The sequence below is a fragment of the Agarivorans gilvus genome (assembly GCF_001420915.1).
Lineage (GTDB): Bacteria > Pseudomonadota > Gammaproteobacteria > Enterobacterales > Celerinatantimonadaceae > Agarivorans > Agarivorans gilvus.
Genome location: NZ_CP013021.1, coordinates 3,525,048 through 3,539,374, shown reverse-complemented (window position 1 = coordinate 3,539,374; position 14,327 = coordinate 3,525,048). Strand labels below are relative to the sequence as shown.

14 protein-coding genes are annotated in these 14,327 nt (G+C 47.9%); 8 read left to right on the top strand and 6 right to left on the bottom strand.

The annotated features are described in order from the left end of the window. Positions 1-2 precede the first annotated feature (2 nt). The 3 genes from AR383_RS16770 to AR383_RS16760 all read right to left on the bottom strand — a co-directional run bounded on the left by AR383_RS16770 (position 3) and on the right by AR383_RS16760 (position 4,070). On the bottom strand, positions 3-989 hold the full coding sequence (locus AR383_RS16770) for a carbohydrate kinase family protein (RefSeq protein WP_055734166.1): 987 nt from the start codon (positions 987-989) through the stop codon (positions 3-5). Between the two features lie 164 nt (positions 990-1,153). Continuing rightward, the gene (gene arfB / locus AR383_RS16765) at positions 1,154-1,567 is read right to left on the bottom strand and encodes an alternative ribosome rescue aminoacyl-tRNA hydrolase ArfB (protein ID WP_055734165.1); all 414 of its coding nucleotides are present in this window, start codon (positions 1,565-1,567) and stop codon (positions 1,154-1,156) included. 58 nt (positions 1,568-1,625) lie between these two features. Then, positions 1,626-4,070, bottom strand: a complete 2,445-nt coding sequence (locus AR383_RS16760; protein WP_083481665.1) for a bifunctional diguanylate cyclase/phosphodiesterase — start codon at positions 4,068-4,070, stop codon at positions 1,626-1,628. Positions 4,071-4,360: 290 nt separating this feature from the next. Here AR383_RS16760 and AR383_RS16755 point away from each other — a divergent pair, with 290 nt between their 5' ends. From AR383_RS16755 to AR383_RS16730, 6 genes are read left to right on the top strand one after another with little or no spacing between them, the layout of a single operon-like run. After that, positions 4,361-5,101 (top strand): DUF3450 domain-containing protein, encoded by a 741-nt coding sequence (locus AR383_RS16755; RefSeq protein WP_188407435.1) that lies wholly within the window; start codon positions 4,361-4,363, stop codon positions 5,099-5,101. Further along, on the top strand, positions 5,094-6,407 hold the full coding sequence (locus AR383_RS16750; RefSeq protein ID WP_055734162.1) for a MotA/TolQ/ExbB proton channel family protein: 1,314 nt from the start codon (positions 5,094-5,096) through the stop codon (positions 6,405-6,407). Before AR383_RS16755 ends, AR383_RS16750 begins: the two co-directional genes overlap by 8 nt. Beyond that, positions 6,407-6,952 carry a MotA/TolQ/ExbB proton channel family protein gene (locus tag AR383_RS16745; protein WP_055734161.1) on the top strand — a complete coding sequence of 182 codons (546 nt, stop codon included), beginning with the start codon at positions 6,407-6,409 and terminating at the stop codon, positions 6,950-6,952. Before AR383_RS16750 ends, AR383_RS16745 begins: the two co-directional genes overlap by 1 nt. Continuing rightward, positions 6,949-7,356, top strand: coding sequence for an ExbD/TolR family protein (locus tag AR383_RS16740; RefSeq protein WP_055734160.1), 408 nt, complete (start codon positions 6,949-6,951; stop codon positions 7,354-7,356). The genes AR383_RS16745 and AR383_RS16740 overlap by 4 nt, the downstream gene beginning before the upstream one ends. Positions 7,357-7,406: 50 nt before the next feature. Beyond that, positions 7,407-8,033, top strand: a complete 627-nt coding sequence (locus AR383_RS16735; protein ID WP_055734159.1) for an energy transducer TonB — start codon at positions 7,407-7,409, stop codon at positions 8,031-8,033. Continuing rightward, on the top strand, positions 8,023-9,210 hold the full coding sequence (locus AR383_RS16730) for a tetratricopeptide repeat protein (RefSeq protein WP_055734158.1): 1,188 nt from the start codon (positions 8,023-8,025) through the stop codon (positions 9,208-9,210). Before AR383_RS16735 ends, AR383_RS16730 begins: the two co-directional genes overlap by 11 nt. Here the strand turns inward: AR383_RS16730 and focA are convergent. Further along, positions 9,207-10,736: a formate transporter FocA gene (focA, locus tag AR383_RS16725; protein WP_055735078.1), complete on the bottom strand. Its 1,530-nt coding sequence runs from the start codon at positions 10,734-10,736 to the stop codon at positions 9,207-9,209. The genes AR383_RS16730 and focA overlap by 4 nt on opposite strands. Before the next feature lie 190 nt (positions 10,737-10,926). Between focA and AR383_RS16720 the strand changes: the two genes are divergently transcribed. Both AR383_RS16720 and AR383_RS16715 read left to right on the top strand, forming a co-directional pair. Continuing rightward, a complete protein-coding gene (locus AR383_RS16720) occupies positions 10,927-11,832 on the top strand; it encodes a LysR substrate-binding domain-containing protein (protein ID WP_055734157.1) in 906 nt (301 codons plus the stop codon). 83 nt (positions 11,833-11,915) lie between these two features. Then, complete coding sequence (locus AR383_RS16715) at positions 11,916-12,167, top strand: hypothetical protein (protein ID WP_055734156.1); 252 nt, start codon at positions 11,916-11,918, stop codon at positions 12,165-12,167. A gap of 299 nt (positions 12,168-12,466) precedes the next feature. Here AR383_RS16715 and AR383_RS16710 read toward each other — a convergent pair whose 3' ends face one another. Both AR383_RS16710 and AR383_RS21395 read right to left on the bottom strand, forming a co-directional pair. Continuing rightward, the gene (locus tag AR383_RS16710) at positions 12,467-13,561 is read right to left on the bottom strand and encodes a glycosyltransferase family 4 protein (RefSeq protein WP_083481663.1); all 1,095 of its coding nucleotides are present in this window, start codon (positions 13,559-13,561) and stop codon (positions 12,467-12,469) included. Between the two features lie 222 nt (positions 13,562-13,783). Then, positions 13,784-14,119 (bottom strand): DUF3634 family protein, encoded by a 336-nt coding sequence (locus tag AR383_RS21395; RefSeq protein ID WP_083481662.1) that lies wholly within the window; start codon positions 14,117-14,119, stop codon positions 13,784-13,786. Positions 14,120-14,327: the final 208 nt, after the last annotated feature.

Here is a 14,327-nt window from a genome sequence, read left to right as displayed (position 1 = left end):
AGTTACTCCTTGGCTTGAATAAAAGCATTTAATTCATCGGCATTGGGCAAGGCACTCCAAGCACCGGCTTTAGTCACTGCTAAAGCTCCGGCATTCACCGCGTAAGCTAAGGCTTGCTGCAAGATTGGAGGCTCAGCCAGGGCCCTTTTTAAGGCTGGCAAATCATCTATTTGCTGCTCTAGCAAATAAGCTAACCAAGCACCGCTAAACGCATCTCCCGCACCGGTGGTATCCACCACTTCTACCTGCGGCGGACTTAGGCTAATCCGTTGCTTAGGCAGTAATAACTGTACCGCCGCGCCGCCATTGGTTAGTAGAATCACTTGCACACCTAGCGCAAATAGGCGGGCATCGAGATCGTTCACCGCCAACTGCTCCGACAAATAATCCCACTCTTGCTGGCTTAACTTAAGCATATCGCTAAGCCCCGCCAGTGCCATCACTCGCTTCACCAAGGCCGATGTGTCCTGCCACAAGGGTAGGCGTAAATTCACGTCGAAGCTAACCAACATGCCGGCCTGCCGCGCATTGGCCAATAGCGACATGGTGGTCATGGCGATTTCTGCTTCGGTTAAGGTATTAGAACAAACATGAACGATACCCGACGATTGAAATAAGCTCAGCGGAAAAGAACTGGCTTTCAATTTTAGATCGGCGCTATCGCTGCGTTGAAAGGTAAAACTACGCTCGCCGTCGGCGTCTAAGCTGACAAAAGCCATTGGCGTGGCATGTTGCTCGCTGCGTAACAAATAGTCACAATTCACCTGCTGGCGCAGTAAACAGTCTCGTAAAAAATCTCCCGCGGGATCGGCGCCCACTTGCCCCAGCATATAGGCAGATTGGCCAAGCTCAGCTACGGCGACCGCCACATTAGCCGGAGCGCCACCGGGGAATTGTCCATAAATAGGTATCTCAAGCCGTCCCTGGCGTTGTAACTCAAGCGGGATCCAATCCACCAATACTTCACCAAAGGCCAATAAACGCGACACCCTGTAACCTCAAAACTGTGATAAAGAAGGAACAAAAACCTTACACAGAAACGAGGGATGAGTCAGGCGGATTTGCGACCAGCAAGCTTGTTTACTTGCTTTTTTCGAGCTAGATCACTGGCAAATTCGCTACCGAGCAGAGTGGAATTCAGTAAACAAGACCTTTAATAGCTGATCTTAGAGCGCAGCTGCTTGGTTTGGCCTCGTTGGGTCTTTTTATCCATGCGCCGACGCTGAGATCCATAAGTCGCTTTAGTGGGGCGGCGTTTTTTCTGTACCGCAGTGGCACTCATAATCAACTCTTTCAAGCGTAATAAGGCATCTTCTTTATTGCGCTCTTGGGTGCGGTGAGACTGCGCCTTGATGATAACCACACCTTCTTTAGAAATACGTTGGTCATTGAGTTTTAGCAAACGCTCTTTATAAAAAGCCGGCAGGCTAGAGCGTTTAATGTCGAAGCGAAGATGAACCGCGCTGGCGACTTTATTAACATTTTGTCCACCAGCTCCCTGAGCACGAATAGCGCTTAATTCAATTTCCCATTCGGCCAAGCGAAGCTGATTTGAAATTTCCAGCATGAACAAACAACCTTGATAACACTGAGTGCGAGCTACAGTGTAACAAAGCTGGCTCGGCTTAGCATTTCGGTGGCAATAAAGAAGCTTGCCCAGCTAAGATTTCAGCAAAATCCTGCGCATTGAGTGGCTCTGAAAACCAAAAGCCTTGAGCATAATCACAACCCGCTTCTTCTAATAAAGATGCCTGTAAGGCGGTTTCAATGCCTTCGGCGATCACCTCTATGCCCAACTTATGTGCCATCACAATAATCGCCTTACACACCGCCAAATCATCACCATCTTGGGCTAGATTTTCGATGAACATGCGATCAATTTTTAGAAACTCAATATCAAACTTCTGCAAGTAGGCTAGCGAAGAATACCCAGTACCAAAGTCATCTAAGGCCACTGCCACACCGGCTTCACTCAAGGCTAACAATTTTTGGTCAACCTGCGGGCTATTCTCCATTAACAAACCTTCGGTGATTTCCATTACCACATCGGCGCTCGAGAGCCCGGCGTCTTGCAGCTCCTGTAACCACTGCGCCACATCAAACTCGGCTTCATAATACTGTTTTGGCGAAGTATTAATACTCAGCTGAATCGGGGCCATACCTTGCTCCTTCCAAGCTTTAAGTTGCGCCACCGCCTGAGAGAAGATCCAGTTGCCCATTTCCAACACAATGCCGGTTTCTTCGGCGATATGGATAAAGTCGCTGGGGCTAATCCAGCCCTGTTTGGGGTGCAGCCAGCGCACCAATACCTCTGCTTTAATTAAGCGCCCAGTGCTTATTTCAACAATCGGTTGATAGTGCAAATGCAACTGATTTTTCGCCACAGCTTGGCGTAAGTCATTGGCTAGCATTCGCCGCACCTGGGCTTGCTCTTGCAGTGAAGCAGTAAAATAGCTTAAGCGATTACGCCCCTGTTGCTTGGCTACATACATCGCCTGATCGGCATGTTTAAGTAAATCGTCGATGCTATCACCATCATCTGGGGCAAACGCCACGCCAATACTGGTAGAAATATAAACTCGTTCAATACCCAACTGAAATGGCGTATTAAGCGTTTGCAGCACCGCCTCTCCTACTTCGGCCACCCTTTGGCCTTGCGCCTGCTCGTTAAGTAGGATGACAAATTCGTCACCACCAAGGCGCGCCACATGCTCCCCTTCAGCAATACAATGCTGAATACGTTGGGCGGCAATTTGTAACAGCATATCGCCCATGTCATGGCCTAGGGTATCGTTAATGCCCTTAAACTGATCTAAGTCCAGCAACATTAAAGCCACTCGCTGTTCGCCACTACGGCTGGCAATGGCATCATTCAATAAGCGGTTGATCATGCGCCGATTAGGCAACTTAGTTAGCGGGTCAAAATTGGCTTGTTGCCAAATTTGTTGCTGGGCCTTTTTTCTCACCGCCACTTCTTTACTTAAGGCCGCGGTGCGCTGTTTAACCCGCTGTTCTAATAAGGTTCTACTGGTATAGACCTCTCCGGCCATGGCATTAAACTTGGCTTCTAAAGCGGCAATTTCTACAGGGGTGCACCACCTATTTAACTGTACATATTTACCCATTTCACCATGGGAAATTTCCTCGGCGGTTTCCACTACCTTGCGAATAGGGCTTACGATCATGCAGGCTAGAAACCAAGTCACCACCCCCACTAACAGCAAGCAAAGCAGGCTAATAACAAAAGCATAACGCTGCAACTGAGTCGACTGCTGTTGTAACTCGGCTAGCGGCTGAGGCACGATAATCCGCCAGCCAGTCGGCTCAACCCGCGCAAAACCGGCAATCATCTCTTTTTGTAAAGCAGGCGAATAGAACTGATCAACCCCCGAGCTCTGCTTACGCATTTTAACTAAGGGACTTAACTCAGAAAGGTTTTCAGCATGTAAATACCACTGCTGGTTGGGATGAGCCAATACTCTTGCGTATTGGTCGAAAATAGCGGCATGGCCCTGCTCACCAAAGTTTAAGGCGGCTTGAATTTTCAAAAAGTATTGGGTGCCCAAAGCGCCTATCCAATAGCGATCTTGTCCCTGATAAAGACACAAGATAAGACTGGGCTGAGCCAAACCTTCCACCACCACACCGCTGAAAATAACACGTCCTCGATTATTTCTTGCTTGCTCTAATGCCACCTGTAATTGCACCGGCGGATTGGCAAACAGCTTAGAGTTAAGCGAACCGTAAAAGAAGTGCTGACCTCGGCCCAGTTGCCATTCGGCTAAAGCATAAATGTTGACCCCTTCTAATAGAGGAGCCAAATCTTCCGCGGAGTGCTCCACCACCAAAGAATGGGACAGCCCGTTAAATACGATGGAGGTTTGTTGGGCATATTGCTCAAGCACTAGGCTCAAATTTTTAGCGATCAGCAAATGCTTCTCTTGCACCATCGCTGTTTCATGTTCATGCAGTTGTTGTTGAAACCACGAGCTCACCAGTAAAGTGGGCAACAGGGCGGCAGTCATACTCAAGAAGAACAAAAGGTAGCGTAGTGAAAGGCGACGTCTCATCCATGGGCCAATGTTGTTAACAAGTAAACGGCGATTTTACATCAATTTCATCTAATGTTGATTCCATTTTACAGTTTAGTATTACTCGCGATGCCCCATTAAATATTTAGCGCCAGAGCTAGAGGCCGAACATGCAGATAATTCATTTTAAGCGCCTGCTTTTGCCTTATAATCTCGCTTGTTTAAAATACACTCTTCTAGCCTCTAGGTTTTAAACTTAAGCAAGCCCTTTAATCAAAGAAATCTTGCAACGCAAGGGGCTGTTTATTAGCTAAGGAAAGTTGATGCTTATGCGATGCCTGATTTTTATCTTTGTTAGTCTGCTGTTAGGCCAGGCTCAAGCCGGTGTGAAAGTTGACGAGCAACTGCGGCTCCAAGAGCTAAATAGTGCATCTCAACAACGCATCGACCAGCTCGAACAACAGCGCCAAGCCGCGGCAGAGCAAAGCCAAGCGCTACTGCAACAGGCTCAACTATTAGAGCAATATAACCAGCACTTGAGTGCCATGACTGCCCAACAAAACCAACAATCGACTCAGTTGGAACAAGATCTCCAAGAACTGCAGTATAGCCAGCAGTTAGCCCTACCGATGGTGCACCAACTATTAAGCCAGTTGCAAAACTTTGTGGCGAGTGACCTGCCCTTTCTTAGCCAGGAGCGCCAACAGCGGCTTACTCGCTTAGCCAGCTTACTGGATCGCGCCGATGTAAGTTTGGCCGAGAAATACCGCCAAGTGCTCGAGGCCTATCAAATTGAAATGGAATATGGGGAAACCATTGAGGCCTATTCCGGCGCATTAAACCAGCAACAAGTAAACTACTTTCGTCTCGGTCGCACCGCCCTGTACTACCAAAGCTTGAATGGTCAATCATCAGCCCTATGGCAGGCCGACCAACAAACCTGGCTGGCCCTTGATGACGCCGCCAATCGTGAGTTAAGCCAAGCCATTGCGATAGCCTGGCAAGAGCAGCAAGCGCCAGCCTTACTGCTCTTGCCACTGCCTGCCGCTAAGGAGGCGAGTGATGAATAAATACTGCCAAATGCTCGCTATAGGCCTGAGCTTACTTGGCCTTAGCGCCCAAGCCGCCAGCCCGAGCTTGCTTCAACAAAGCCAACAGCAAAATCAGCAACGAGAACAAGGCTTTATCATCCGATTAGAGCAGCAACAACAACAACTTGAAGCAGCCAAGCAGCGCTTACAACAAGCTCAACAGCAACAACAGCGGCTACAACAGCAGTTTCAAGCCAATGAGCAGGCCTTGAGCGAGCAACAACACCAGTTGCAGCAACAAAGTGGCCAATTAGGGCCGGTATTTGATTTACTCAAGCAACAGGCTGAAGAAAGCCAAAGCAAACTGCGCCAATCGCTGCTTAGCAGCCAGTATCCGCAGCTGGCTGAAGGCTTCAATCTTGCCACGCAACGCAGCTTAGTAAGTGCCCAAAGCATGCAAACACTGGCCGCTACGCTAGTCCAACAACTGCAAATAAGTGGCACTATCAGTTTTTTTGATGCGAGCTTCATAGATCAGCAAGGCGCTCCTCAGCAGCAAAGCTTGCTACGCATTGGTAGCTTCAACATCATCAATCAACAGGGCGAATATCTAGAATGGCGAAGCGAGGCCCAGCAGCTTCAAGTTTATCCCAGCCAGCCCGCAGCTCAACAACAAGCGCGCGACTATTACGCGGGCAAAACCGCACAACTGTTAGTGGACCCCTCCCGAGGCCAGCTACTGCGGCAATTAGACTACTACCCTTCGCTGGAAGAACGGATTCAACAAGGCGGTAAGGTGGGCGCGGTAATTATTGCTTTGGCCTGCATTGGTTTAGCGGTAGCGCTATACCGAATGATTCGCCTGATGTTGGTTGAGCGCGCGGTGCGCCGCCAACTTAGCCAAAGCCAAGCCTCTGCGGACAATCCCCTAGGCAGAGTATTACTGGCCGCGGCTACGCCATTGGCCTCGCTGGAACAGCTGGAATTGCAAGTAGACCAAGCCATTTTGCTGGAATTGCCGCAACTCGAGCGAGGTCAAAGTCTGGTTAAATTATTCGCTGCAGTGACTCCGCTGCTGGGATTATTAGGCACAGTGGTTGGCATGATAGTGACCTTTCAAAGTATCAGTTTATTTGGTAATGGTGACCCAAGCCTGCTGGCAGCAGGTATATCACAAGCCCTGATCACCACCGTTCTGGGTTTGATAGCGGCCATACCCTTACTGTTTTGCTCTAGCCTATTAAATACCCGCAGCCGCATACTGTTGCAGTTGATGCAGCAAAAAAGCTTGGCTATGTTGGCCCAACAGCCCAAGGCCGCTCAATCCGAATTGAAGACCAGCTAATGAACAGCCTGCTCAACACCTACCAGCAAGCCAGCCATATACTGAGCGATTTACTCTATCAAGGAGGCTGGGTGCTCAGCCTACTGCTAATGCTAAGCAGCCTATTAGCCAGCTTGTTACTGGAGCGCTACTGGTTCCGTTTTGTAAGTTATCCCAAACTGTTACGTAACTACCAGCAGACTCAAAGCAAGACTCTGCCGCTGCACTGGCAAGCTGCCGCCAAGGATTTAAGCCGACGCTGCGACTTAGAGCTGGCGCTAGGACGCTACCTAAGTCTGATTAAAAACTTGATTAGCCTTTGCCCCCTGCTTGGATTGTTAGGCACAGTAAGCGGCATGATTGAAGTGTTTGATAACATGGCAGTAAGCGCTAACAGCGATCCACAATTAATGGCAGCGGCAATCGCACGGGCCACTCTGCCCACTATGTTAGGTATGAGCATAGCCTTATTAGGTATTATCAATTTTACTTATTTGAAGCGCTGGAGCCAGCGTAGTCAGCTTAACTTAGCAGCAACAGGGCTAAGCTTAGGGAGCCATCAATGAAGTCTCGACGCCAATTAAGCCTTAAACAAGAAGAGAACGACATCAATCTTACCCCGATGTTGGATATCGTCTTCATTATGCTGATTTTCTTCATCGTAAGTAGCAGCTTAGTAAAACCTCAAGGCATTGAAATTAACCCACCGACGTCTAGTAGCGCCAGCGAACAAACAAGGCCAGTGCTCATCCTGCAGCTGGCCGCAGACGGTAGTTTATTCTTAGATGGTCAAAGCACCGATCTGCGCCTGCTAAAAGCGCGTTTAGTCCAGCGAAAACAACAGCCCGCTCCGCTAGTCCTGCTACAAGCCGACCAGCAGGCCACCACCGGACAACTGGTAAAAGTACTCGATCAACTGCGACTGGCCAAAGTCGACTATCGCTTAGCCACTGAAACGAGCCCGCACTAATGCTCCGAATATTGCTACTATTGCCATTTGGAGGAGTGCTCGCAAGCGCGATGTTCATTGCGCTTGCTCAGCTTTCGGGCTTGCCCAAACAAAACCAGCCCTCCCCTCCTGATTTGGCCCCCATTCAGCTATTTAAGTTGAGCCAGTCTAGTGAACTACAAATTCGCCAACGCAGCCTACCTGAGGCGCCGCAACTCATCCCGGCAAGCCAGCCCAGCTATCAACAAGCCCCTACCTCGGCGCATACTCGTGATACCAGCCCAGCCAAGCTGGCGACACTCAGTGACTTAAGCCTGCCCAAATTGGATAATGCAGAGTTTAAACGCGGCTTAAGCTTAGCCAATGCCATCATCAACGCGCCGCAGCCAGCAAATGATGCTAGTGGCCCTAGCTTGAATCTTAGTATTCAGCCGCAATACCGGCATCCACCAGAGTATCCGCTAGCGGCTCGGCGACGAAATATCGAGGGCAGCGTCACTTTAGAGTTTAATGTGCAAGCTAATGGGCAAGTGCTGGCATCCAGCATTAAAGTGCTAGAAGCCACACCCAGTGGAGTATTTGAGCAAGCGGCAAAGCGTAGCCTTAGCCAATGGCGCTTCCCTGTTGACCAGAAAACCGCCCCATTTGGCTTTAAAAGTAGGCAAAAGATTGAGTTTAAATTAACCCATGATCAATAACTTAGTATTAGTATCAATCTTTCTTATAGCATTTTCTTCATTTGCCCAGCCGCTCTCTGAAGCAGAGAGCCGACACCTTGCTGCCAGCCAACAATTACTCGCCGATGGCCAGTATCAGCAGGCTCAGAGCCGCTTTGAGCAATTACAGCAACAGTATTCGCGACAGCGGCGGCCGACTGCACAGGCCTACGCCTTATACTATCTAAGCCAAGTTGAGCTACAACAACAACGTTATGATGCAGCCTTAAAACACCTAGAGCAGGCATATCAACTGCAGCAATTAGCAGAGCCAGTGCAGCAACAAAGTTTATTGATGATAGCTCAACTGCAGTTGCAGACTCAGCAATGGCAGCGCGCCATCAGCAGCTTTCAGCGATGGAAGACCCAGTCGGGAGAAACTATCAACTACCAGTTGGAATATTGGCTGGCTCAAGCGCAAGCCAGAGCAGAGCGGTGGCCGGCAGCGGCGCAAAGCATTCAGCTAGCGCTTAACCAGCCCTCACCAGCTCCTTTAAGCTGGTGGCAATTGGCAGTGGTGATTTACAGCCAACAACAAGATTGGCCAGCGGCCATTGCCGCACAGCAGCATATCTTGGATGCGCGCCCTGAGGATATGTCGGCTTGGTGGCAAATTACTCAGCTTTACCTGCAGCACGGTCAGATGCAACAAGCCCAGGCTTACTTAGAACAGGCTCATCATTTAGGCCTATTTAGCCAAGCTGAGCACTACCGGTTACTCAGCAAATTAATGCAGCAACAAAACCAGCCTTATCAGGCAGCACGCTTAGTTAGTGAGGGCATGCAACGAGATATACTTAGCGGTCAACACCAAGAGCTGTGTCGGCTTTGGCTTAGCGCTAAGGAGTATGCCCGTGCGGCCAAGTGTTTTGAGCAGCATGTTAAAGTTCATCAAGATGCCAACAGCTATCAACTACTGGCCTATGCTCAGACACAATTAGGGGAGTTTAAAGCCAGTATCAATAGTTACCAGCAAGCCAACCAGTTAAGCGGGGCGATGCGGGCTGAAAACTATCTGCAGCAGGGTTTATTGTATTTGAGATTGCAGTACTACAACGAGGCTTATCAAGCATTAAAAAAGGCGGCTGCATTCCCTGCAACCGCCACCACTAGCCAACAAGCCTTGGATTATTTAAAACAAAGGCAATCACTACCCTAAGCGACAGAAGACTCGGCAATAGCTTCAATTTCTGCAGCTTGATTGAGTTTAACGGGCGCACCTAGAGCGGGACGCAACGCTTTAAGCACTTGATGACGAGTCACCACACCCACTAATTTACCGTTATCTACCACTGGGAAGATTTTTGGACGGTAAACACTGCTGTTACGCAAACGCTCTTCTAGTGGTTGATGAGTTGAGCTCAACAACATGCCTGAATCAGACACAGGGTAAACTTGGGTTACGTCTACGCTCATGTATTCAGCCAATTTTAGTAAGTTATGATTTGGTGCCACGGTCATGATGTCCTTTTGCATGATGTTTGCTACGTTAGTGGTGCTTGGTTTGCTGTAATCTTCCAGCCACAGCTTGCGTAAAATTTCTAATTCAGAAATGAATCCAACCAACTCATTTTTTTCGTTCACTACAACGGCACCAGATAGCTCTTGAGCCAATAAAGCGTCACATGCGCTGGCGATGGTCATATCAGGACTAAGCGCATTGTCAGCGGAGATCATTACGTCAGCGACAGTGAGATTTTTAAGGTTTTGCATAGTAGGTTCTCCAACAGGACCATAAGATTGATTTGATAAAACGGATAAATTGTTAGCTGCTTGTTTGCTGGCGGGTTTGCGGCTGTATACCGACCAATAACCCAGCCCCACCACTAGCGCTCCACCAAGGATGTTGCCAATGGTGACAGGAAGTAGATTGTGTCGAGCGAAGTTTGCCCAAGTCAGGTGTTCAAAGGCGTTTTCGGCAACACCGATTTGTGCCCAAAATGCAGGCTCTGCCCAGCTTTTAATGGCAATACCTAAAGGCACCATGAACATATTGGCCACAACGTGTTCAAAACCGGTGCTAACAAACATGGCCACCGGCAATATCACTAAGCCAGCTTTAGCGGCGCTAGTTTTAGCACTGAAGGTCATCCATACCGCTAAACACACCAGTAAGTTACACAGCAAGCCCAGTAACACGGCTTGAATGAAGCTGTGCTCTAGTTTGTGTTGAGCAATCGACATGGCGTTAAGACCCCATTGGCCATGGTCTAACTGATATAGCTTGGCTCCACTCACCACGCCCACTAGCAGCAAGGCGCCGATAAAGTTACCTAGATACACCTTGCTCCAATTAGCTATCATGGAGCGGGTATTAAGTTGACCGCTGGCGCGGGGAATAATCGACAACACACTACTGGTGAACAACTCGCCACCACAAACCACCAGTAGTACCAGCCCTAAACTAAAGGCTAGTCCGCCAAATAGTCGATTAATTCCCCACCCAACAGCCATCGAACCTGTTGTGACGGTGATATAGAAAATAAAAGCTAAACCAATAAATACCCCGGCGCTGATGGCCAGGCTTATTGTTTTAGCCGTCGTATTAGTTGCTTTTTTATATGCATACTGCTCGGCATATTGGGTCATTTGCTCGGGGCTAAGGGCTGCCAGAGGCGACTCCGCTTTAGTGCCTCCGTTTAGCATCTTTGGCGCTGAGTGGTGCTCTACGTCAAGGTGTTTCATTTGCTTTAAAACCTGTAATAGCAAGCAACTTAAGTCGCTAAAAATTATTCGTGCTATTACCTTATAGAGAATAATTTTCACTGGTAAGCGGATAATTTTTATGAGCCATATCAATACAATTGATAGCGACCTTGCCTATCATTTTACCCAAGCATGAGCGTAGTGAGCTGCGCGCCCCAAGGAGAGATAAATGCGTTACTCATTAAAGCAACTAACCGTATTTGAAGCGGTTGCTACCCATGGCAGTGTCAGCGCCGCAGCAGAGCACCTAGCGCTCACCCAATCGGCAGCTAGCATGTCTTTAGCTCAGTTAGAAAAACTGCTTGGAAAACCCTTGTTCGATCGACGCGGAAAGCGCATGGTGCTTAGCCAGTGGGGACTTTGGCTGCGCCCCAAAGCCAAGCAATTATTATTGGATGCCATGCAAATTGAAGAAGGCTTCGCCGAACAACATCTGGTGAGTGGTGAACTGCAATTGTGTGCCAGCCAAACCGCAGCAGAGCACCTCATCCCCGACCTTATCAGTTCTATTGATAGTAACTTCCCTCAATTGCGAGTGAGCTTCTCAGTGGAGAATACCGCAGAGGTAATTAATGGCTTAATTAATTATGACTACCAACTTGGGGTGATTGAGGGTCGCTGCGACGATGACCGCATCGCCCATCAAGTTTGGTGTAATGACCACTTAGTGATCGTGGCTGCAGCCCATCACCCCTACGCCAAATTAGAGCGGGTCAGTATTGCGCAACTTGAGCAGGCCAGCTGGGTTTTACGCGAGCAAGGAGCAGGAACACGGCGGGTCTTCGACAGTGCCATTCAAGGCACCATTGAAACACTTAAAGTTCACCGTGAATATGAACATGTACCGGTACTGCGCTCCCTAGTGGCTAACAATAACTACTTAAGCTGTTTGCCCTATTTAGATGTGTTAAAAGCATTAGAAATGGGTGACTTAGTTAGGCTTAACGTGCCGGAACTTAGCATTGAACGTTCACTATCTTTTGTGTGGCGCAATGATACCCCCTCTAACCCACTACGCGATTTAGTGATAACCGAAGCCAAACGAATGTTTGAGGTCTTACACCGAGAAATGTAAGCCGCTGTATAAATGACTTGCATAAATCTGACAAAGTCCTAGAATCAAATGATAATCATTCTCATTTGATTCTAGGTAGCGTCATGAAATTATTCATCGTCGGTTTATTTATTTCATTCAGTTCAATTTGGCCTGCAAAAGCCACCGCCAGTATCATTAATACAGCGCAGCAAGAACACATCGCTATTGCTATGTCCTTGTTGGCCATTGCGATTTTTTTATTATGGTTAGTCCGAGGTATAAAACGCGCCTTAAATAAACCACGTCGCCAAGCAGTGCCACAACATTGGCAGCAGAGCAGCGAGCGCCCCGCCCCACAGAAACAGCAGCCCTAATATCAAAGGCAAGTGCCGCGCTCAGCGTAAACAGCTTGATATTACAGCTGGGGCTAGCTTAAGTGCAGAGAAAACTGCCTAACGCCGTCTAAGCCCGATGCTCAAACACTGCTACCGCGCTCATCGTAAACAGCTTGATATTGCTGCTGGAGCTAGCTTAAGTGCAGAGAAAACAGCCTAACGCCTTCTAAGCCCGATGCTCAAACACTGCTACCACGCTCAGCGTAAACAGCTTGATATTACAGCTGGGGCTAGCTTAAGTGCAGAGAAAACGGGCTAACGCCATCTAAGCCCGATGCTCAAACACTGCTACCCCGCTCATCGTAAACAGCTTGATATTGCTGCTGAGTTCTATGCAGAGAAAACTGCTTTAATATGCGCTGACGCCCCTGCTCACCCAAAGCTATCAACTGTTCAGGCTTGGCCAGCGCTTGTTCTAGCACTGCAGCTAAGGCTTGGCTGTCGTCATAGTCAAACAGGAACCCAGTCTGTCCCTGTTCCACCAAGAGTGGATTGCCCCCTACTTTAGTAGCAGCTACCGCTCGTTTGTAGGCCATCGCCTCCATAATTGCTAAAGACATGCCTTCGGTTTCAGAGGTCACAACCAATAACTCAAAACGATTGTATATTTCAGCACGCTCACTCACTAAGCCATGAAATACCACCTCACAGTGCTGCAAGTTTTGTTGGCTAAACTGTTGCAGCAGCGGTAACTGGTCGCCACTGCCAAAAAAATGTACTTCAATTTTTTGCGCAAGTGGCATGGGCAGTAAAGCCACTGCCTTTAATAGGCTAATTTGATGTTTCAAGGCAACCATTCTTCCCACCGAGCCCACTCTTAAACGGCCATCTTGTGGGTGCGGCACTATTTCTCGCTCTTCGGGCATGGCTATGCCATTGTCGATCACCGCCGAGGCCACATGTTCCCAACCATGCTGCTGGTGAAACACCTGCTGCCCCTCCAAGGAAACAAAGCAAATATTGTCGATGTAACGACGAGCAAATTGATGCACCTTGCGCCACGATGCGCTTGCCAAGGGGTCGGCACCATGGCGGGTATACACAATTTTTCTATCCAAGCAAAAGGGCAATATTGGTAAGGCTGTTTTTAAAGCCGCAGGGGAATGAAAATGAATTAGCGGCTGAGCGCGAAAAGCGCGCCATAAACGAAATTGCATTAAGCCTTTGATGCCCTTAATCACAATCACTTTAATGCCTAAGGCTTTAGCCACAGCCACCAGTGGGTCATCCGGCTGGCCGAAGGATATGATCTCAACCTGCATCCCTTGGGCTCGCTGCTCTACACATAAATCAATAACAAAACGTTCAGCGCCTCCCACCAATAGGCTGCTAACCACATGACAGATACTCTTTGTTGCTAGATTATTTACCATACCAAACTTAATTAACCATCCTTAGTAGCCATACTATAAGCCAGTTCAGCCCAAAGACGCACTATTTTGGCTAAACCTAAGCTTATTTTTTACTAAGGAATGAATAACTTGAGCGATAACAAACCAGCCTTTCTTGGCCCGATTAAGCCAAGGCTTGAGCGCCCTTCTTAGCCAAATAAAAAAGCCCGGTAATAACCGGGCTTTCTCACACTTTATTTTTAATTAATCTAGCGAAACACTACCGTTTATATCAGAAGGATCCGAGCTATATAGCTTATGCGGAAACTTCTTTTCCAAATAAATTTGGTCTGCTTGTGTAATGGAACGAGAAAAATGCAGATGCATACTGCCATTACGTTTAATTCCCTTTACTAAACCTACCACTTTTCGGCCGCGCATCATCTGGCGACAGTCATGTACAAAAGAGCTAGGAACATGCCCCTTAATTACATTTACCTTGCCTGAACGTAATTCGCAGACAAAGGTATAATGAATATGCCTAAGTTTAAATCCCAACACAGCTAAGACAACTAAGCAAATTATTATACTGATAGCCAAACCAACACTCCCTGTGTTTTACATAAAACATAAAATTTTCAAAGCTTTAAAAGGCTTGAAATGTAGTAGCTCAACAAGGGTAATGTTTAACCAAATTAATAGCTAGTAGGTAGATCAAAATTTCACAGACAATTAATCATTTATATCTAAATTGCTAAGTTGATCAACAAATTAAGCCACTAAAACTCATGAAAACAGTTTCATAAAA